The sequence below is a fragment of the Roseivivax halotolerans genome, from assembly GCF_900115815.1.
In the GTDB taxonomy this organism is placed as follows: Bacteria; Pseudomonadota; Alphaproteobacteria; order Rhodobacterales; family Rhodobacteraceae; genus Roseivivax; species Roseivivax halotolerans.
Genome location: NZ_FOXV01000002.1, coordinates 304,288 through 321,871 on the forward strand (window position 1 = coordinate 304,288; position 17,584 = coordinate 321,871).

Sequence of the window (17,584 nt, forward strand, 5' to 3'; positions counted from 1 at the left end):
GGAGGGCAGCTCCTTTGCAGGCGAGCCTAGCGCAGGTCAGGGCTCCGGGCGAGCCCCGGACGCGGGGTCACGGCGCAGACAAGCTCAGCCCTGTGGCCGCGACACCTCACCACCGCCGACCGCCGCGCGCACGCCCGTCGTCGACGGCCCGCTCGTCGGCAAACCGCGCATGACGCGCACGGCGAGATAGGCGAAGGCTTGCGCCTCGAGCATGTCGCCATCGAGCCCGACGGCCTCCACGGGTTCCACCGGGCAATCGAGGCCGGCCCGCAGCATGCCCATCATCACGGGGTTCTTGCGCCCGCCGCCGGTCACGAGCAACCGCTCGGGCGAGGACGGACAATGCTCCATCCCCTGCATGACCGCGGCAGCCGCCATCGCGGTCATCGTCGCGGCGGCATCCGCGTCATCGAGCTCGCGCACGAGGTCCAGCATCAGAGAGAAATCGTCCCTGTCGAGCGATTTGGGCGGCATCTTGAGGAAATAGCCCTCTTCGAGAAAGAGCTCGAGCGCTCCATCGACGACCCGCCCGCCCGATGCAAGTGTGCCGTCCTCGTCGAAGGGCAGCCCGCGCCGCTCCATCATCAGATCGTTGAGCGGCGCATTCGCCGGCCCAGTGTCGAAGGCGAGACAGGCGCGGGGATCCTCGGGCGCGGCGCAGCGCGGATCGAGCCAGGTCAGGTTTCCGACGCCACCAAGATTGAGGAAGGCCATCGGTCGCTCCGCCTCGATCCACTTGGCGCAGGCGAAATGGAAGAACGGCGCCAGTGGCGCGCCCTCCCCGCCGAGCCGCACATCGGCGGAGCGAAAATCCCAGACCACGGGCAGGCCCAGCGCCTCGGCGAGCGCCGCTCCGTCACCGACCTGGTGCGTTCCGCGTCCGCGCGGCTCATGGGCGAGCGTCTGACCGTGAAAGCCGACGATCTCGGCCCCTTCGAACCGGGACAGGAGCGCCTCGTGCGCCGCCTCGATGACGGCTTGCGCTTCGGCGACGCCCGCCTCGCCCGGCCAGCGCCCCAGAGCCGCGCGCAAGACGCGCGCCTCCTCCGCCGAATACACGCGATAATCACTGTCTCCGAACGCTTCGATGCCGATCCCGTCGGTCAGCAGCATCGCCGCATCCACCCCGTCGAGCGAGGTGCCCGACATCGCGCCCAATGCCCAGATCGGCTTGCCTGTGCCCCGTCTCACGCCCACCTCGAAAACCGGTTTTCAAACCCTGGTTGCGAGCCTTATATCGCACCGTCCCGTGCGGAAAGGAAAGACCATGGCATACCACCCGAAATCGGACTTCATGCGCGTCATGATGGAGCGCGGCTTTCTCGCCGATTGCACCGATTACCAGGGCCTCGACGAGGCGTTCATCGCAGGCGTGGTGCCAACCTATATCGGCTACGATGCCACGGCCAAGTCGCTGCATGTGGGGCATCTTCTGAACATCATGATGCTGCGCTGGCTGCAGCAGACCGGTCACAAACCGATCACGCTGATGGGCGGCGGCACGACGAAAGTGGGCGATCCCAGTTTCCGCGCCGATGAGCGCCCCCTGCTCACACCCGAAGCGATCGACGCGAATATCGATGGCATGAAGCAGGTCTTCGCCAAGTACCTCACCTATGGCGACGGGCCGACCGATGCCTTGATGCTCAACAACGCCGAATGGCTCGACGGGCTCAATTACCTCGAGTTCCTGCGCGATATCGGCCGGCATTTCTCGGTGAACCGCATGCTGAGCTTCGAAAGCGTGAAGTCGCGCCTCGACCGCGAGCAATCGCTGTCCTTCCTCGAGTTCAACTACATGATCCTCCAGGCCTACGACTTCCTGGAGCTCAACCGTCGCTACGGCTGTCTTCTGCAGATGGGCGGCTCAGATCAATGGGGCAACATCGTCAACGGTATCGACCTGACGCGCCGCGTTCTCGACCATGAGATCTTCGGCCTGACCTCGCCGCTCCTGACCACCTCGGACGGGCGCAAGATGGGCAAGAGCCAGGGCGGCGCGATCTGGCTCAACTCGGATATGCTCAGCCCCTATGAATTCTGGCAATTCTGGCGCAACACCACCGATGCCGATGTCGGCCGGTTCCTCAAGCTCTATACCGAGATCCCCGTCGAGGAATGCGAACGCCTCGGCGCGCTCGGCGGGGCCGAGGTCAACGAGGCCAAGATCGTGCTGGCCGACGCGGTCACGACGCTCTGTCACGGAGCGGAGGCTGCCGAGACCGCAAAGGCGACCGCGCGCGAGGTCTTCGAGAAGGGCGGCGCGGGTGACGATCTGCCGACGCTCGAACTCAGCCGCGCCGAGATGGCGGAGGGTATTTCCGTCGTGCAGCTCATCGTGCGCGCGGGCCTTGCCAAGTCGGGCAAGGACGCCAAGCGGCTGATTTCCGACAATGGCGCGCGGCTCGACGATGCGCCGCTGACCGATCCCGGCCTCGTCCTCGACGCGGGCGCGCTGGCATCGCCGGTCAAGCTGTCGGCGGGCAAAAAGCGGCATGCGCTGGTGAAACTCGGGGATTAACCGGCTCTTCATGGGCCGCGCGCAAGATGCGGCCCATGACGCAGCTGCCTCTTCAGCAATCGCCGGAATTTCACAATGCCGCCCGCGCCCTCGGCTGGCCCGTCATGCGCCGGGTTCTGGGCGCCCGCGAGGTGAATCTGATCGGTCGTACCACCCCGTTCGGCCGGGTGACGCTTCTGTCTCGCGCCGATCCTCCCCTACCGGAGGAGCTGCGCACGATCGGCGGACTGATCCTCGTGAATGCCGAAACCGGTCCGTGCCACCCCGGTCTGATGGCCTTGCGCGCCCCGCGCCAGCACGCCCTTGTGGAACTTGCGCCCAAGGGCGCGATGCGCGCGGGCCTCAGGCAGAAATGGCGCAATCGCCTGAGCGCGGCCGAACGCAGCCGTCTTTCCACGACGCATGGCGCGCTTCCCCCGAACCCCGACCATTGGCTTTTGAAGGCGGAGGCCGCGCAGGCGCGGCGGCTGCGCTATGCAGGCTGGCCCCCGGCACTCTCCTCGGCCTGGGCAAAGGTCAACCGCGGGGAGGCCCGCCTGTTCGAGGCGCAGCTCGGCGGACGCCCGATCGCGGGGCTGGTCCTTCTCCGGCACGGCCCTTCGGCCACCTACCAGATGTCCGTCACGACGCCCGAGGGGCAGCGCATGAACGCGATGACACTGCTTCTGTGGCGGGCGATGTGCTGGGCGTCGAAGGTTGGCTGCCACGATCTCGACCTCGGCCATATCGACCCCGCCAATGCCGGGCTGACGCGGTTCAAGACCGGAACGGGCGCGAGGATCCGCACGCTCGGCCCAACCTTGCTTTGGCATCGCAGCCTGAGCGCCCTGCCCCTGGGCCGCTCACACGACACGCGGGGTCAGGCGGCATCGCCTCATGTATGAGCCGGCCGGAAATACTCGCGGGGGTGAATGCCGTGCCCCGCACGGCAGAGGGGGCCGCCAGCCCCCTCTCACTCAAGAACATGCGTGCAGGCGGCCTTGCTGCCTGCACTCCGCTGGATCACTCGATGACGCGCGCCTCGGTGATGCGGTCGGGCTGGCCGATGACCGCACCGTTCGCGCCCTCGCCGCGCTTGATCGCGTCGACCACGTCCATGCCGTCGGTCACTTCGCCCACGACAGTGTATTGTCCGTTCAGAAACGGACCCGGCTCGAACATGATGAAGAACTGCGAATTGGCGCTGTCGGGCGATTGCGACCGGGCCATCCCCACGACCCCGCGCTCGAAGGCGATGTCGGAGAATTCCGCCTCGAGGTCGGGCATGTCCGACCCGCCGCGACCAGCCATACGCATATCGCCGCCCATCTTGCCGAATTCCACGTCGCCAGTCTGCGCCATGAACCCCTCGATCACGCGGTGAAAGACCACGTCATCATAGGCACCCTCTTCGGCGAGCGTGGCGATCCGCTCGGCGTGCTGGGGCGCCACATCCTCGAACAGGTCGATGGTGACGGTGCCATTGGCTCCTTCGCCCTCGATATCGAGAGCCAGGCTGGTGGCGAAAGCGGGCGTCGCGGCGACGAGCGCCAGGATCGAGACGAGTTTACGCATCTGCGGCCACCTTCACGCTGATCATCCGGTCGGGATTGGCAGGCGGCTCGCCGCGCGTGATCGCATCGACATGTTCCATGCCTTCGATCACCCGGCCATAGACCGTGTATTGCCGGTTGAGGAAGTGGTTGTCGTTGAAATTGATGAAGAACTGCGAGTTGGCGGAGTTCGGGTTCTGGCTGCGCGCCGCACCGATCGTGCCCCGGTCATGCGGGATGCCGCTGAACTCCGCGGGCAGATCCGGCAGCTCCGAGCCGCCCGTTCCGGCCATGCGGAGATTGAAATCCTTCTCCGCGTTGCCGTTCGACACATCGCCCGTCTGCGCCATGAAACCGTCGATCACGCGATGGAAGACCACGTTGTCATAGGCCCCGGCGCGCGCCAGCTCCTTGATGCGCGCGACGTGCTGCGGCGCGATATCGGGCAGAAGCTCGACCGTGACGGTCCCGTCCTTGAGCTCGATGAGAATGGTGTTTTCCGGATCCTTGATCTCGGCCATGCGCCGTCTCCCTTTGGCATTGTCACGCACTAGGTAGCCTTGCAGGCGAGGCCTCGCAAGCGAGAGCCGTTGACGAACGGGCTCGTGCTTGCCATGCCTCGCGCAAGCGTCAGAACGAAAGGATCCGCATGGCCTGGAAAACGCTCGATCAGATGGACCTCGCCGGCAAGCGAGTCTTGACCCGCGTCGATATCAACGTGCCGCTCGAGGATGGCCGCGTCACCGACGCCACCCGGATCGAGCGTATCGTGCCCACCATCCGCGATATTCTGGACAAGGGCGGCAAGCCGATCCTTCTGGCGCATTTCGGCCGCCCAAAGGGCCAGCGCGTGGACGACATGAGCCTCGCCCCGCTCGTTCCCGCACTTGAAGAGGCGTTCGGTACCAAGGTCGTCTTCGTCGCCGACTGCCGTGGCCCCGCCGCCAAGGCCGCCAGCGATGCACTCGCGGACGGCCAGGTCCTTTTGTGCGAGAACACCCGCTTCCATGCGGGCGAAGAGAAGAACGATCCAGCGCTCGCCGCCGAGATGGCCGAACTCGGCGATGTCTACGTGAACGACGCCTTTTCCGCCGCGCATCGCGCCCATGCCTCGACCGAGGGCGTCGCCCATCACCTGCCCTCTTGCGCGGGCCGATTGATGGAAGCCGAGCTCTCCGCGCTCGAAGCTGCCTTGGGCGATCCGAAGCGTCCGGTGGCGGCGGTAGTCGGCGGGGCGAAGGTCTCTACCAAGCTGGAACTTCTGTCGAACCTCATCTCGCGCGTAGATATCCTCATCATCGGCGGCGGCATGGCCAACACGTTCCTCGCGGCCCAAGGTATCGATGTCGGCAAGTCGCTTTGCGAGCACGACATGGCAGACACGGCCCGCGAGATCGCCGAGAAGGCGGCGTCGGGCGGCTGCGAGATCCTCCTGCCGCGGGACGTCGTCGTCGCGCGCGAATTCAAGGCGGGCGCACCGAGCGAGACCGTCAAGGCCGAGGACTGCCCGCCCGACGCGATGATCCTCGATGCAGGCCCCGACAGCGTCGCGCATGTCAAGGAGGTGCTCGACCGTGCGAAGACGCTGATCTGGAACGGCCCGCTCGGCGCGTTCGAGATCGCGCCCTTCGATGCTGCCACGAATGCCGCCGCGGATTACGCCGCCGAGTTGACCGCGGCCGGCGATCTCGTCTCCGTCGCGGGCGGCGGCGATACCGTCGCGGCGCTCAACAAGGCCGGCGCGGCGGAGCGGTTTTCCTACATCTCAACCGCCGGCGGCGCGTTCCTCGAATGGATGGAAGGCAAGACCCTGCCCGGCGTTGCGGCATTGGAGTAACAGTCGGGAATATCGGGATTCCCTCAGCCCGGACGGCGTGTCATAGTCGTCCGGCAACGCGCCCGCCAGAGGCGCATTCGAGGCAGAGCGATGACCCAACGCACCCGTCCGGCCCTTGGCGGCCTTCTCATCTTCGCCTTCCTGATCTCCGTGGGCGCCTATTTCGCCTTCGCGGCGATCCAGGGCGATTACGGCATCTTCCGCCGCGCCGAGATCGAAGTGGAGGCGCAGGAACTCCGCACCGAACTGGCCGCACTCGAGACCGAGGTCGCGCGGATGGAGAACCTCACCCGCCGCCTCTCTGACGATTATCTCGATCTCGACCTTCTCGATGAACGCGCCCGCGATGTGCTCGGCCTGCTGCGCTACGACGAGGTGGTGGTGCGCTAGGGTCGCGCCTCTGGCGTTTTTCACGCCGGATCCGGTTTTCCTCCGCGCAGGCAGGCATATACTCGGTCAGCGAAGCGAAAGGCAGACGTTGAGCCATGCAGGTCATCCTCCATAGCGGTGTTCATTTTACCGACGAGGGCCGGTTCCTGAAGGCCATGCAGCGCAACGCGCCGCTCCTGCGGGAGGTTGGCGTCGCGATACCGGGGCCGAGCCGCTATCGCACACTCCTCTCCGAAGCCGCCCATCGTCTTGCTGGCGGCACGCCCGCCCCCGAAGCGCGCGAAGTCTTGCTCGACGGGCTTCTCGACGAGGATTGGGGCGGGATCGACCGGATCATCCTCAGCCATCCCAATTTCTTTTCCGTGCCGCGCCTCGCCATGCAGGGCGGCGTTGTCTACCGCAAGGCAGAGGAGCGCATCGACGTGATCAAGACGCTCTTTGCGGGCGACAGCGTCGAGGTGTTTCTCGGCCTCCGCGATCCCTCGGGCTTCCTGCATTCGGCCTATCGCGAGGGCGACTTTCCCGATTTCGCCACCTTCCTTGACGGCGCGGACCCCGATGCCTTTCGCTGGTCCGGCCTGATCCGCCGCCTGCGGACGGCGCATCCCGATGTCCCGTTGACGTGCTGGTGCAACGAAGACACGCCGATCATCTGGGGCCAGATCATCCGTGAGGCCGGCGGTTTTGAGTCCAACCGCAAGGTCAAGGGCGCCTTCGATCTTCTGCACGAGATCATGGATCCCGAGGGCATGAAGCGCTTCCGGGCCTATCTCCACCAGCACCCCACGATGACCGAGCGCCAGAAGCGCCGGGTAATGGTGGCCTTCCTCGACAAATACGCGATGGACGAGGAGATCGAGGAAGAACTCGATCTGCCCGGATGGGACGAGGCCCGCGTCGACCGGCTGAGCCAGGTCTACGAGGACGATGTCCAGGAGATCGAGCGGATGCCCGGCGTGACCTTTATCGCCCCATGAGCGCCAAGGCCCGCCATCCCCGCGACGTGCCCGCCTTGCGCGCAGCCCTCGCGCGCCTGCGTCTGCCTGGCGGGCAAGGCGGCGCGGTCGCTCGCGCCCGCGCTTTGCTCGACGTCTATCTCGAGACCGCCGAGGCTCACGGCGAGAGTTTCGAGGCCACGGCGCGGGCCCTCCGCGCCGGTGTTCCAGCCATCCGCCTTGGCGGCGCGGAATTGTCTGCCCAGACCTCCCAACCCGGAAACCCTGCGGAGAGTGCCGCCTGCGCGCCCGGCTGCGCCTGGTGCTGCGTCCTCTCCGGCCCCGACGGCGGCGTCATCCTCGAGGCCGAGGCACGTCGTGTTCATGCCGCGCTCGCACCGCTCACAGGGCAGCCTGACGGGCGCGAATGGATGGACGATGCCTGCCCGGCGCTCGACCCCGACACCCGCATGTGCCGAATCTACGAGGCACGCCCGATGATCTGCCGGACATATCTCTCGGACGATGCCGAGGCCTGCCGCGCGATCGCTCACGGCACACCCGCTTCGGGTCCGGGCGTTCTCGGTGCGCAAAGCGTCTATCTTGCAGCGCATTCCCTGGCCCGCGCGGCGCTCAAGGGACTCGCACAGGTGCCGACCTACGCGCTGGCGAAGGTCGCGGCGGAAGCGCTCGCCGGGTCGGACGAAGAGGCCGCTTTGAAGGCCGCGCGGCACAAGCCCAAGGTTCTCGAAGACGAGCGCGCGCGGATGGGCGGCAGCCTCTGAGGTTACTCTGCGGGCACGAGCGTCACGTCATGCCCGGCCCCGGTCAGAACGACCACGCCAGCGACCAGATCAGCGTCGAGCGTCACGGGCCCCGACAACATCTCGAAGATCGCGGTCTCCTGCGCGGCGCGCTGGCCCAGGCAGGCCATCTTCGTGGCGGCGAGCGCGGGGCCCGCTGTCAGAATGCCGTCCGCGACTTCCGCCTGCCCCGAGAACCGATTGCACCCCGTGCTGCCCGAGAGCCGCCCCTCGGCATCGAGCGACAGGGCCGCGCCTTCGCCCGCCGCGGCGCCATCCACCGCCTGGATGCGCCACTCCGCCGCCTGACCGAGCCCCGCGCAAAACATCAGCGCCGCTGCCACTCCGAGTATCCGCATCGCTCCGCCCTTCCCGCGCGGCTCAGCCCATGCCGAGCGCGGCCTTGTACATATCGAGGATCGCCTCTTCCTCGGCGATGTCATCGGGCTCGCGCTTGCGCAGCGCGATCACCTTGCGCATCACCTTGGTATCGTAGCCGCGCGCCTTGGCCTCGGCCATAACTTCCTTCTGCTGCTCGGCAACGTCCTTCTTTTCCTGCTCGAGCCGCTCGAACCGCTCGATGAATTGCCGCAGCTCACCCGCCGCGACGCCGTAGCCGTCAGATGCCTGAGAGTCGTCCATGAATGCCTCCTTGGGGAATTGCCGAACCGGGTAGCGCGCGGGCGCGAGGCGGGCAAGGGGTTGCCTGTGCAAGCAGGCTCCTTTACCGCGCGGTCCAGGTCGTATCGGCAAAGGATCGCGGAATGGATATCTTGATCTGGGTGGGCGTGATCGTCTCCGCCGCCGGGCTTGGCGGCCTTGTCTGGACCATTGTCCGCGTCGCCTCCGCACGCCGCCGCAACCTGCCCGATGCCGAGCTGCGCGCAGAGCTGCAGAAGGCCCTGCCGCTCAATCTCGGCGCGCTGTTCCTGTCGGTCATCGGCCTGATGCTGGTCGTGGTCGGCATCTTCCTCGGCTGACGCGCCCCTCTTTGGATTGGGACAAATACCGCGAGAGCGCGAGAGCTGGCTCTCGCCGGGGCGCACCGGGGCTCAATGCCCCGGAGCGACCCGTCACTCCGCCGCGATGCCGTCGGTGAATTGCAGCCGGGCGAGGCGCGCGTAAAGCCCGCCTTCTGCGACCAGCGCATCGTGACGGCCCGTCGCGACGATCCGGCCCTGGTCCATAACCACGATCCGGTCGGCCTTCTTCACCGTCGCGAGGCGATGCGCGACGATGATCGTCGTGCGGCCCGTCGCCAGGTGATCGACGGCGTCCTGCACCGCGCGCTCGCTTTCGGCATCGAGCGCCGATGTCGCCTCATCCAGGAGCAGCACCGGCGCGTCGCGCAGGATCGCGCGCGCGATGGCGATGCGCTGCTTCTGGCCGCCCGACAGCATCACGCCGCGCTCGCCGAGATAGCTGTCATAGCCCTCGGGAAGCGCCGCAATGAAATCGTGCGCCGCGGCGGCCCGCGCCGCCGCCTCGATCTCGGCCTCGCTCGCATCGGGCCGCCCGAAACGGATATTGTCCCGCGCCGAGGCCGCGAAGATCACCGGATCCTGCGGGACGAGCGCGATATGCTTGCGAAACGCCTCGCGGCTCATCTCGTCGAGCGCAACCCCGTCGAGCCGCACACGGCCCGAAGCCGGATCGTAGAACCGCAAGAGAAGCTGGATGATCGTCGTTTTCCCCGCGCCGGACGGCCCGACGAGCGCAACGGTCTCGCCCGGCGCGACATCGAGGCTCACACGATCGAGCGCGGCGATATCGGGCCGCGCGGGATAGGCGAATGTGACATCCTCGAACGAGATCGCGCCGCGCACCGGCTGGGGCAGCTGCACCGGGCTCTCGGGCTCGCTGATGGAATCTTCGCTGTCGAGCAGCTCCACCAGCCGCTCGGTCGCGCCTGCCGCGCGTTGCACCTCGCCAATCACTTCCGACAAGGCCGCGACGGAGCCTGCAACCATTACCGAATAGATCACGAACTGCACGAGCGCCCCCACGCTCATCTCGCCACCCCGAACCTGCGCCGCGCCCATCCAGAGAACACCGACGATGCCCGAGAAGACGAGGAAGATCACGATCGCGGTCATCAGCGCACGCGTCCAGATCCTGCGGCGCGCGGCATCGAAGCTCTCTTCGGTGACATCGGCAAAGGTGCGTTGCGAGATCGTCTCGTGCGTGAAGGCCTGCACCGCCTGTACCGACAACAGCGCCTCGGAGGCATTGCCAGACGACGCCGCGATCCAGTCCTGGTTCTCGCGGCTCAGGACGCGCAGACGCCGCCCCAGGACAAGGATCGGCACGATCACCGCCGGCACGATCAAGAGAACCATCAGCGTCAGCTTCCACGACGTGAAGAGCATCAGCACGAGCCCGCCCACGAAGATCAGGATGTTCCTGAGCGCGATGGAGATCGACGAGCCGATGACCGACAGGATCAGCGTCGTGTCCGTGGTGATCCGGCTCAGCACCTCGCCGGTCATGATGCGTTCGTAGAAGGCGGGCGACAGGGTGATGACGCGATCGAAGACCGCCATGCGGATATCCGCCACGACACGCTCGCCGAGGCGCGTGACCAAAGCATAGCGCAGCGCAGTGCCCACCGCGAGCAGCGCGGCGATCCCGAGCGCGGCCGCGAAATAGCGGTCGAGCAAAGCGGCCTCGCCGCCCTCGAAATTATCGACGACACGGCGCACGGCCATCGGAAGGATCAGGGAGACGGCGGCGGTCAGCACGAGCGCGAGGATCGCAGCGCTCATCAAGGCCCGGTAAGGCGACAGGAACGGCCACAGACGCGCCAGCGCGCCAATCTTGCGCGATTTCGCACGATCCTGCGCGCTATCGTCTTTTGCGAGCCCCCGCGCCATGCATCCTCCTCAGCCGGTGTCGGGTCAGGTTTTGGCAGCTTGGCACGAGAGCCGCAAGCGCGACACGATTGCACGGGCCCGGATCGGCTTTGGGGAGGAAGCTGGAGCGGGCAGCGGGAATCGAACCCGCACCAAGAGCTTGGAAGGCTCGTGTGATACCATTTCACCATGCCCGCCCAGTGACTTCAGCGTGTATGATACCGGATTTGCGTGGTCAAGCATTCCGCGCCTCTTGTGGCATATCGGCGCCGGGCGCGGCCAGCCAAGGCGATGAAACCACGCCTCCTTTTCGTCAAGAGGTGGATAGAGCGGCGCTTGGTGACTACGTCTGCTCCAACCGTGACATAAAGACGAAACCGCAAGGATCCTTCCCAAAGATGCCTCCCGAGCTCGACAACAGCCTGATCGTCCACGTCTTCGGCGAGACCGATTTTACCTCGCTCAGCATAGACAAGAGCCGGTTCGAGGACCGCGAAACACCGGTGTTCGACAGTCCCGAGGGCGATGAATACGTGCAGGTTCTGGGCGCGCTCTTCGGCAACGAGCGCTGGGAAGAGCTGAAGGACAAGACGGCCGAGAACGGCATGAGCTATCACGACCTCGTCGCGGGCACTGTCGCGAGCCTTCTTTCCGGCACCGAAGCCGTGAAATTCGCCCTGGCGCGAGGCTACAACCTCGTGGCGCTCGGCGTTTTCCGCGCGAACAAACGCAGTGGCGCACAAACCTATTCCGCGCGTTTTCTCGGCACTTCGATGACCAGCAGCCTCGAGCCGCGCGCGCATCTCGAGCTTGTGCGCGAAGGCAGCAAGGCGATGGCGCCCTTCGTGGTCGAGGATATCGACAACGGCAAGATTGCCGAGGACAGCATCCTTGCGCGCCTCATCACCGGCGAGGAGGATATGGGCATCACCGAGGAGACCGAGGACGAGCCGGAAGACGCCCTGCCCGTATCCACCTTCTTTCACGAGATGGTCACCGAGCGCGGGCTCGAGACCGTGATCGTCTGCGCCTGCGACAGCGCCGTTGCGGGCGATATCGCACAGGTCGGGCAAATGTCCGTGGGGCTCGTCTCGGGCATCATTCCGACACCGCATGGCAGCGTCGGCTATTGGCTATGGCATGTCTGCCCGGACACGCCCGCAGGCTTCTTGCAGGAGCAATTCATCGATCTCGGCTCGCTGCCGAGCTCGCTTTACGACCGTATGAAACGATCCGAGACGATCCGCTTTCTCGTCGTCGACCGCGCCACCCAGGAAAACACCGGCGGGGTCTTTCTCGCGACGCGGAGCATCGGTCTCGAGGAATTCGAGGCAATGGCGGTCGAGATCGCCGCCTCCGAAGAGAATGCCGATTTCGAGGCCGCCTGCGAGCATGTCATGGCGACGGTGGAGCCCGAGGACTTCCTCCGCCAAGCCGAGAAGAACCAGGGCTCGGGCCACAGCAACCTGCACTGACCGGGCCAAAGAGCGGCGCTGCCGCTCCCACTGCCTCACTTTCGCCCCAATCACCCTCTATTAACACGATCAGCCAAGCGGTGGGGGCCCTTGTGCGAATGATAGGGAGCAGCCTCATGCTTCGCAGAACGCTGACCGCCGCAATTCTCATTGCGACGTCCTCGACCGGAACGGTCGCAACCGCCCAGGATGGCGTGAATACCGTGTTCGAGATCACGATGCTCGGCAGCGGATATTTCCCTGAAGTCGCTTACGTCGATCCGGACGATACGATTCGCTTCTACAACGCATCCAACGTCGCGATGGCAGCCACCGCACTCGATCTGTCCTGGTCCACGGGTCTCGTTAGCCCCGGTGAAACGGTAACGCTGAGCGTGACAAACGAGGATGGCGAGATCATCAGCGCCGATTTCGACAACAGCGTGCCCGAAATGGGCGGCGACGGGCTGATCGCGGCCGTGCTCGACCCGCTGGTCGACACGGTCTCTGCCGAGGGCCGGATCGAAACCTCCTCCGTCGTGCCGGATTTCCGCGACGCCTTCGGTCGCCCGATCAGCGACGAGGAAGCGGTCGAACTCTTCGGCGAGCCGACGGTCGATACGGACGGCGATGGTGATCCGGACGGGTATGACTGGTATGCCCTCCTCACGCCCGAGAAGACGACGGATCCCGCAGCGACCTCCCTGCTCGGCGGGGAAGACGAGGCATCCGGCAGCGTCGAGCCGTAAGGCGCCCTTTCCTCCGCCCACACGGTGGATCCGAGATGGCTAAAGGGGCTCGACGCGATCGGGCCCTTTTGCGCGATCCGTATTCATTGCGGGAACGTGCGGTCGAACCCGTGTATTCTGACAGGCGAGGGTAAACCTTCTGCTCCGCCGGATCAGACGAATTGCTCGCGGATGAGACGCTCTTCGAGGCCATGACCGGGATCGAAGAGCACCCGGTGCGAGATCTCGGGCGCGGAGCGGATCTTCACCTGAACCACGTTTCGTACGGAGCGGCTGTCCGCCTCTGCCATGACGGGACGTTTCTCAGGGTCGAGCACCTCGATCTCCACCATCGCGGTCTTGGGCAGGAGCGCGCCGCGCCAGCGCCGGGGGCGAAAGGCCGACATCGCAGTCAGGGCCAGAACATCCGCGCCGATCGGCAAGATCGGTCCATGCGCCGAGTAATTGTAAGCGGTCGAACCCGCCGGCGTCGCCACCAGCGCGCCATCGCAGACAAGCTCCGCCATCCTGAGCCGGCCATCGACCGAGATCTTGAGCCGCGCCGCTTGCGGGCCTGCGCGCAGCATGGACACCTCGTTGATCGCGAGCGCCTCGTAGATCTCGCCGTCCGTCTGTTCGGCCTCCATCGCGAGCGGGTTGATCTCCGCCTCCTCTGCCGCCGAAAGCCGGTCGATGAGGTTATGCTCGGAATATTCGTTCATCAGAAAGCCGACCGTGCCGCGATTCATGCCGTAGACGGGCGCGGGAATGTCCTGGGTGCGGTGCAGCGTCTGAAGCATGAACCCGTCGCCGCCGAGCGCGACGATGACATCCGCATGGGTCTCGGCATGGTCGCCATAGCGGCGGGAGAGCGCGGCCTTGGCCGATTGCGCAATCGGCGCATTGGAGGCGGCAAAGGCGATCCTCATGGGCGCGGCGCTCCTGTTTCCTGTCCGGCACGCAATACGCCGAAAGAAGCACAGGCTTTCCCGAAGCGCCAGCGGGGGACGTCATATTGTCCCGAAACGCCGCTTCCGGGCTTTGAGCGCGGCGGATTTGTCGATACATGAGCCGAAATACGGACACTGCGGCGGCTTCTGCCCGCCCCGACCCAGGAGATGCGCTCATGAACGCCCCCCATCGCGATGACGGCTTCTTCACCGAAACGCTTGAAAGCCGAGACGCAGAGCTGTTCGCCGCCATGAAAGGCGAGCTCGCCCGCCAGCGCGAAGAGATCGAACTCATCGCCTCCGAGAACATCGTCAGCCGCGCGGTGATGGAAGCCCAGGGCGGCGTGATGACCAACAAATACGCCGAGGGCTATCCCGGACGCCGCTACTACGGCGGCTGCGACTGGGTCGACATCGCCGAGAACCTCGCGATGGAGCGCGCCTGCAAGCTGTTCGACTGCGCCTTCGCGAACGTGCAGCCCAACTCGGGCAGCCAGGCCAATCAGGGCGTGTTCACCGCACTCCTCAAGCCCGGCGACACCATCCTCGGCATGAGCCTCGATGCGGGCGGGCACCTGACGCACGGCGCCAAGCCGAACCAGTCGGGCAAGTGGTTCAACGCCATTCAATATGGCGTCCGCAAGCAGGACAACCTGATCGATTACGACCAGATCGCGGAGCTCGCGACCGAGCATCAGCCGAAGATGATCATCGCCGGCGGCTCGGCCATCCCGCGCCAGATCGACTTCGCCAAGATGCGCGAGATCGCCGACAGCGTCGGCGCCTACCTGCTCGTCGACATGGCGCATTTCGCGGGGCTGGTTGCAACGGGCGAATATCCCTCGCCTTTCCCCCATGCCCATATCGCCACCACCACGACCCACAAGACCCTGCGCGGCCCGCGCGGCGGCATGATCCTCACCAATGACGAGGACATTGCGAAGAAGGTCAATTCGGCGATCTTCCCCGGCATCCAGGGCGGCCCGCTGATGCATGTCATCGCCGCCAAGGCCGTCGCCTTCGGCGAGGCGCTGGAGCCCGGCTTCAAGACCTACCAGAAGCAGGTCATCGCCAACGCGCAGGCGCTGTCGGACCAGCTCATCAAGGGCGGGCTCGACACCGTGACGCACGGCACCGATACCCACGTCGTGCTCGTGGATCTGCGCCCCAAGGGCGTGAAAGGCAACGCGACCGAGAAGGCGCTCGGCCGCGCGCACATCACCTGCAACAAGAACGGCGTACCCTTCGACCCCGAAAAGCCGACCGTGACCTCGGGCATCCGCCTCGGCTCGCCCGCGGGCACGACCCGCGGCTTCGGCGAGGCAGAGTTCCGCCAGATCGCGGACTGGATCATCGAGGTCGTCGACGGGCTCGCGGCCAATGGCGAGGACGGCAATGCCGCCGTCGAGGCCAAGGTGAAGGCTGAGGTCGAGGCGCTCTGCGCGCGCTTCCCGATCTATCCGCACCTTTGACGGCTCTAGAGGCCGGGCCGTCTGGCCCGGTCTCGCCATTTCCGGGCAGATGACTGCCCTTGCATGTTCCGCGCGCTATGGTCTTGTCTGACGACAGGAACAGGAGCCCGAAGATGCAGATTTCCCGCGCCGGATCACGCCCCTCCCAGACCCCCTCGCCCGAATACTTCACCGGCCGCGTTCGCATGGATCCGATCGGCGCGGCGGATGAGCCGGGCCGCCATCGCGTTCTTCTCGTCACCTTCGAGCCCGGTGCCCGCACCAACTGGCACACGCATCCGCTGGGCCAGACGCTGCACATCGTCTCGGGCCTTTGCCTCGCCCAGATCGAGGGCGAACCCGTCGAGGAACTGCGTCCGGGCGATTCCGTCTGGTTCCCGCAAGGCGTGCGGCACTGGCACGGGGCCGCGCCCGATGTCGCGATGAGCCATCTTGCGATCCAGGAAGCGCTGGACGGCGAGACCGCGGTCTGGGCCGAGCCGGTCCCGGAGGCCGATTACGGCGGCCCCCGCGCGGGCTAGACGAACCCGCGCCAGCGCAGAACCGCGATCAGCGCGGAGAAGACCAGAAGCACGTTGAGTGCAATCGCCCCGGTCAGGTGCAGGATCCGAGTCTTGCGCCGCTCCGCCACGTCGACGGATTTCAGCCAGGAGGTCGCCCGCGTCGCCGCCTTTTCCGCGGCCGCGAGGTCGAGTTGCCGGCCGATCTTGGGATGCCCCATCAGCTTGCGCGTCTCGGCGACGGTCTTCAGGTCACGCCGCACCCAGCGCGGCAGCATCCGTCCGGGCTTCGCGATGCGTTTCTCGAACGGTCCGCGCGAGACGCCGAACTTCTCCTCGAGCAGCGTCTCGAGCTTGCGTACCTGCTTTTCCAATTGGTCACCGCGCGTCATGACGCTCTTGCTATCCCGCCTGCGCGCAAAGGAAAAGCCGCTGGAAGCCGCGCGCCGAGGGCGCTATCCCTCAGCTCATGTTGAACACGATCCGTCACGGCGATGCCGCCCTGCCTCCGCTCGTCATCGTGCATGGCCTCTATGGCCAGGCCCGCAACTGGACCCGGATCGCCAAGGACCTTTCCGACATTCGCCACGTCATCGCCGTCGATCAGCGCAATCACGGCGCATCCTTCCGGGCGGACAGCCATTCCTACGAAGACATGGCCGGAGATCTGGCGGAAGTGATCGAGAGCCTCGATCAACCGGCCGACGTCGTGGGACATTCGATGGGCGGGAAAGCCGCGATGCTGCTGGCGCTGACGCGCGGCGATCTCGTCCGCCGTCTCGTCTCGGCGGACATGGCGCCCGTTGCCTACGATCACGACCACCAATCCGGGTATATCGATGCGATGCGCGCGGTGGACCTTTCGACTGTTACCAAGCGCTCCGATGCCGCCAAGCAGCTGGCGGAGCACGTGGACGACCCCACCTTGCAAGGTTTCTTCACCCAATCGCTGGACGTCGCCGAGAAGCGCTGGCTGCTGAACCTCGACGTGCTCGCCCGCGATATGCCGAAGATCCTGGGATGGCCGGAGATCGAGGCACAGTTCGAGGGGCCGACCTTGTTCCTATCGGGCGCGCAAAGCGACTATGTCACGCGCGAGATGCGCGACGCCATTCGCGCACTGTTCCCGCGCGCCCGCTTCGCGAAGATCGCAGGGGCGGGGCACTGGCTCCATGCCGAGAAACCGGACGAGTTCGCGGCGACGCTGCGCGCGTTCCTGACCGCTGAGGGCTAAAGCCGCTGGCAGGAGCGTTCGGCGGTGTCCACGAAGCGCTCGTAGCGGTCCCAGAAATCGTCGTCCCGCTGAGTCTGGGAATATTTCACGTCATGCGCTTCCTGCGGGTCCTTGAAGAACCTCGAGGCGCGCCGCGCATCTCCCCTATCGAGCGTCCGGTCCGCCGATGCCTGCACGCAGCCGCAGAGCGCCCTGTTGCGTGCCTTCCGGTCCGAGCTCATGCAGGCCGAATAGATCGGTCCCGTGGCGAATTGGACCACCGGAGCCGACGGGCTGGTTCGCCCGCCACCGCATGCTGCAAGGAAAAGGGTTGCCGTCATCGCCCCAGCTAGGGCTTTGGAGATGCCCGTCATATCGTCCGCCTGCTCTGTTCTGC

At 66.0% G+C, this 17,584-nt stretch carries 21 protein-coding genes and 1 tRNA gene; 12 read left to right on the forward strand and 10 right to left on the reverse strand.

Annotated features, from left to right (window positions below; genetic code table 11):
• Positions 1 to 84: 84 nt before the first annotated feature.
• A complete protein-coding gene (locus BM171_RS04420; RefSeq protein ID WP_093009609.1) occupies positions 85 to 1,149 on the reverse strand; it encodes an anhydro-N-acetylmuramic acid kinase in 1,065 nt (354 codons plus the stop codon).
• A gap of 118 nt (positions 1,150 to 1,267) precedes the next feature.
• Here BM171_RS04420 and tyrS point away from each other — a divergent pair, with 118 nt between their 5' ends.
• Together tyrS and BM171_RS04430 are read left to right on the forward strand one after the other, a co-directional pair.
• Positions 1,268 to 2,521 (forward strand): tyrosine--tRNA ligase, encoded by a 1,254-nt coding sequence (gene tyrS / locus BM171_RS04425; protein WP_093009610.1) that lies wholly within the window; start codon positions 1,268 to 1,270, stop codon positions 2,519 to 2,521.
• A gap of 35 nt (positions 2,522 to 2,556) precedes the next feature.
• A complete protein-coding gene (locus BM171_RS04430) occupies positions 2,557 to 3,405 on the forward strand; it encodes a GNAT family N-acetyltransferase (protein WP_175497485.1) in 849 nt (282 codons plus the stop codon).
• A gap of 118 nt (positions 3,406 to 3,523) precedes the next feature.
• Here the strand turns inward: BM171_RS04430 and BM171_RS04435 are convergent, their stop codons facing one another.
• Positions 3,524 to 4,075 carry a peptidylprolyl isomerase gene (locus tag BM171_RS04435; protein WP_093009612.1) on the reverse strand — a complete coding sequence of 184 codons (552 nt, stop codon included), beginning with the start codon at positions 4,073 to 4,075 and terminating at the stop codon, positions 3,524 to 3,526.
• Positions 4,068 to 4,574, reverse strand: a complete 507-nt coding sequence (locus tag BM171_RS04440) for a peptidylprolyl isomerase (RefSeq protein ID WP_093009613.1) — start codon at positions 4,572 to 4,574, stop codon at positions 4,068 to 4,070. The genes BM171_RS04435 and BM171_RS04440 overlap by 8 nt, the downstream gene beginning before the upstream one ends.
• A 128-nt stretch (positions 4,575 to 4,702) precedes the next feature.
• Here BM171_RS04440 and BM171_RS04445 point away from each other — a divergent pair, with 128 nt between their 5' ends.
• The 4 genes from BM171_RS04445 (at position 4,703) to BM171_RS04460 (ending at position 8,000) form a co-directional block, all read left to right on the forward strand.
• Positions 4,703 to 5,890 (forward strand): phosphoglycerate kinase, encoded by a 1,188-nt coding sequence (locus BM171_RS04445; RefSeq protein ID WP_093009614.1) that lies wholly within the window; start codon positions 4,703 to 4,705, stop codon positions 5,888 to 5,890.
• Positions 5,891 to 5,980: 90 nt separating this feature from the next.
• Positions 5,981 to 6,280: an FtsB family cell division protein gene (locus tag BM171_RS04450; protein WP_093009615.1), complete on the forward strand. Its 300-nt coding sequence runs from the start codon at positions 5,981 to 5,983 to the stop codon at positions 6,278 to 6,280.
• Between the two features lie 95 nt (positions 6,281 to 6,375).
• Positions 6,376 to 7,257 (forward strand): hypothetical protein, encoded by an 882-nt coding sequence (locus tag BM171_RS04455; protein ID WP_093009616.1) that lies wholly within the window; start codon positions 6,376 to 6,378, stop codon positions 7,255 to 7,257.
• The gene (locus BM171_RS04460; RefSeq protein ID WP_175497486.1) at positions 7,254 to 8,000 is read left to right on the forward strand and encodes a YkgJ family cysteine cluster protein; all 747 of its coding nucleotides are present in this window, start codon (positions 7,254 to 7,256) and stop codon (positions 7,998 to 8,000) included. The genes BM171_RS04455 and BM171_RS04460 overlap by 4 nt, the downstream gene beginning before the upstream one ends.
• A 2-nt stretch (positions 8,001 to 8,002) precedes the next feature.
• Here the strand turns inward: BM171_RS04460 and BM171_RS04465 are convergent, their stop codons facing one another.
• Both BM171_RS04465 and BM171_RS04470 read right to left on the reverse strand, forming a co-directional pair.
• Positions 8,003 to 8,377, reverse strand: coding sequence for an META domain-containing protein (locus BM171_RS04465; RefSeq protein ID WP_217646673.1), 375 nt, complete (start codon positions 8,375 to 8,377; stop codon positions 8,003 to 8,005).
• 22 nt (positions 8,378 to 8,399) lie between these two features.
• On the reverse strand, positions 8,400 to 8,660 hold the full coding sequence (locus BM171_RS04470) for a DUF2312 domain-containing protein (RefSeq protein WP_093009619.1): 261 nt from the start codon (positions 8,658 to 8,660) through the stop codon (positions 8,400 to 8,402).
• 122 nt (positions 8,661 to 8,782) lie between these two features.
• Between BM171_RS04470 and BM171_RS04475 the strand changes: the two genes are divergently transcribed.
• Positions 8,783 to 8,998, forward strand: a complete 216-nt coding sequence (locus BM171_RS04475) for a hypothetical protein (protein ID WP_093009620.1) — start codon at positions 8,783 to 8,785, stop codon at positions 8,996 to 8,998.
• Between the two features lie 93 nt (positions 8,999 to 9,091).
• Here BM171_RS04475 and BM171_RS04480 read toward each other — a convergent pair whose 3' ends face one another.
• Together BM171_RS04480 and BM171_RS04485 are read right to left on the reverse strand one after the other, a co-directional pair.
• The gene (locus BM171_RS04480) at positions 9,092 to 10,891 is read right to left on the reverse strand and encodes an ABC transporter transmembrane domain-containing protein (RefSeq protein WP_093009621.1); all 1,800 of its coding nucleotides are present in this window, start codon (positions 10,889 to 10,891) and stop codon (positions 9,092 to 9,094) included.
• A 102-nt stretch (positions 10,892 to 10,993) separates the two neighbouring features.
• Positions 10,994 to 11,067 (reverse strand) — tRNA-Gly (locus BM171_RS04485).
• A 201-nt stretch (positions 11,068 to 11,268) separates the two neighbouring features.
• Between BM171_RS04485 and BM171_RS04490 the strand changes: the two genes are divergently transcribed.
• Positions 11,269 to 12,345 (forward strand): hypothetical protein, encoded by a 1,077-nt coding sequence (locus tag BM171_RS04490; RefSeq protein ID WP_093009622.1) that lies wholly within the window; start codon positions 11,269 to 11,271, stop codon positions 12,343 to 12,345.
• A 116-nt stretch (positions 12,346 to 12,461) separates the two neighbouring features.
• A complete protein-coding gene (locus tag BM171_RS04495; RefSeq protein ID WP_093009623.1) occupies positions 12,462 to 13,073 on the forward strand; it encodes a hypothetical protein in 612 nt (203 codons plus the stop codon).
• 152 nt (positions 13,074 to 13,225) lie between these two features.
• Here BM171_RS04495 and BM171_RS04500 read toward each other — a convergent pair whose 3' ends face one another.
• Complete coding sequence (locus BM171_RS04500; protein ID WP_093009624.1) at positions 13,226 to 13,981, reverse strand: NAD kinase; 756 nt, start codon at positions 13,979 to 13,981, stop codon at positions 13,226 to 13,228.
• Between the two features lie 197 nt (positions 13,982 to 14,178).
• Here BM171_RS04500 and glyA point away from each other — a divergent pair, with 197 nt between their 5' ends.
• On the forward strand, positions 14,179 to 15,474 hold the full coding sequence (glyA, locus tag BM171_RS04505) for a serine hydroxymethyltransferase (RefSeq protein ID WP_093009625.1): 1,296 nt from the start codon (positions 14,179 to 14,181) through the stop codon (positions 15,472 to 15,474).
• Positions 15,475 to 15,587: 113 nt separating this feature from the next.
• On the forward strand, positions 15,588 to 15,995 hold the full coding sequence (locus BM171_RS04510; RefSeq protein WP_093009626.1) for a (R)-mandelonitrile lyase: 408 nt from the start codon (positions 15,588 to 15,590) through the stop codon (positions 15,993 to 15,995).
• Here BM171_RS04510 and BM171_RS04515 read toward each other — a convergent pair.
• Entirely contained in the window at positions 15,992 to 16,366 is a 375-nt protein-coding gene (locus BM171_RS04515) for a hypothetical protein (RefSeq protein WP_093009627.1), read from the reverse strand. The two genes, BM171_RS04510 and BM171_RS04515, sit on opposite strands and share 4 nt — an antisense overlap.
• A 77-nt stretch (positions 16,367 to 16,443) precedes the next feature.
• On the opposite strand from BM171_RS04515, the gene BM171_RS04520 reads away from it, so the two are divergent.
• Positions 16,444 to 17,208, forward strand: coding sequence for an alpha/beta fold hydrolase (locus BM171_RS04520; protein WP_093009628.1), 765 nt, complete (start codon positions 16,444 to 16,446; stop codon positions 17,206 to 17,208).
• Here BM171_RS04520 and BM171_RS04525 read toward each other — a convergent pair.
• Entirely contained in the window at positions 17,205 to 17,528 is a 324-nt protein-coding gene (locus BM171_RS04525) for a hypothetical protein (RefSeq protein ID WP_245760181.1), read from the reverse strand. The genes BM171_RS04520 and BM171_RS04525 overlap by 4 nt on opposite strands.
• Positions 17,529 to 17,584 lie beyond the last annotated feature (56 nt).

Excerpts from the sequence above, each read along its gene's own strand:
- BM171_RS04515 (WP_093009627.1), bottom strand. The coding sequence starts at position 16,366 with ATGACGCGCGGTGACCAATTGGAAAAGCAGGTACGCAAGCTCGAGACG.
- BM171_RS04495 (WP_093009623.1), top strand. The coding sequence starts at position 12,462 with ATGCTTCGCAGAACGCTGACCGCCGCAATTCTCATTGCGACGTCCTCG.
- BM171_RS04450 (WP_093009615.1), top strand. The coding sequence starts at position 5,981 with ATGACCCAACGCACCCGTCCGGCCCTTGGCGGCCTTCTCATCTTCGCC.
- BM171_RS04470 (WP_093009619.1), bottom strand. The coding sequence starts at position 8,660 with ATGGACGACTCTCAGGCATCTGACGGCTACGGCGTCGCGGCGGGTGAG.
- BM171_RS04510 (WP_093009626.1), top strand. The coding sequence starts at position 15,588 with ATGCAGATTTCCCGCGCCGGATCACGCCCCTCCCAGACCCCCTCGCCC.
- BM171_RS04475 (WP_093009620.1), top strand. The coding sequence starts at position 8,783 with ATGGATATCTTGATCTGGGTGGGCGTGATCGTCTCCGCCGCCGGGCTT.
- BM171_RS04440 (WP_093009613.1), bottom strand. The coding sequence starts at position 4,574 with ATGGCCGAGATCAAGGATCCGGAAAACACCATTCTCATCGAGCTCAAG.
- BM171_RS04430 (WP_175497485.1), top strand. The coding sequence starts at position 2,557 with ATGACGCAGCTGCCTCTTCAGCAATCGCCGGAATTTCACAATGCCGCC.
- BM171_RS04520 (WP_093009628.1), top strand. The coding sequence starts at position 16,444 with ATGTTGAACACGATCCGTCACGGCGATGCCGCCCTGCCTCCGCTCGTC.
- BM171_RS04525 (WP_245760181.1), bottom strand. The coding sequence starts at position 17,528 with ATGACGGCAACCCTTTTCCTTGCAGCATGCGGTGGCGGGCGAACCAGC.
- tyrS (WP_093009610.1), top strand. The coding sequence starts at position 1,268 with ATGGCATACCACCCGAAATCGGACTTCATGCGCGTCATGATGGAGCGC.
- BM171_RS04460 (WP_175497486.1), top strand. The coding sequence starts at position 7,254 with ATGAGCGCCAAGGCCCGCCATCCCCGCGACGTGCCCGCCTTGCGCGCA.
- glyA (WP_093009625.1), top strand. The coding sequence starts at position 14,179 with ATGAACGCCCCCCATCGCGATGACGGCTTCTTCACCGAAACGCTTGAA.
- BM171_RS04455 (WP_093009616.1), top strand. The coding sequence starts at position 6,376 with ATGCAGGTCATCCTCCATAGCGGTGTTCATTTTACCGACGAGGGCCGG.
- BM171_RS04445 (WP_093009614.1), top strand. The coding sequence starts at position 4,703 with ATGGCCTGGAAAACGCTCGATCAGATGGACCTCGCCGGCAAGCGAGTC.
- BM171_RS04490 (WP_093009622.1), top strand. The coding sequence starts at position 11,269 with ATGCCTCCCGAGCTCGACAACAGCCTGATCGTCCACGTCTTCGGCGAG.
- BM171_RS04420 (WP_093009609.1), bottom strand. The coding sequence starts at position 1,149 with ATGTCGGGCACCTCGCTCGACGGGGTGGATGCGGCGATGCTGCTGACC.
- BM171_RS04480 (WP_093009621.1), bottom strand. The coding sequence starts at position 10,891 with ATGGCGCGGGGGCTCGCAAAAGACGATAGCGCGCAGGATCGTGCGAAA.
- BM171_RS04465 (WP_217646673.1), bottom strand. The coding sequence starts at position 8,377 with ATGCGGATACTCGGAGTGGCAGCGGCGCTGATGTTTTGCGCGGGGCTC.
- BM171_RS04435 (WP_093009612.1), bottom strand. The coding sequence starts at position 4,075 with ATGCGTAAACTCGTCTCGATCCTGGCGCTCGTCGCCGCGACGCCCGCT.
- BM171_RS04500 (WP_093009624.1), bottom strand. The coding sequence starts at position 13,981 with ATGAGGATCGCCTTTGCCGCCTCCAATGCGCCGATTGCGCAATCGGCC.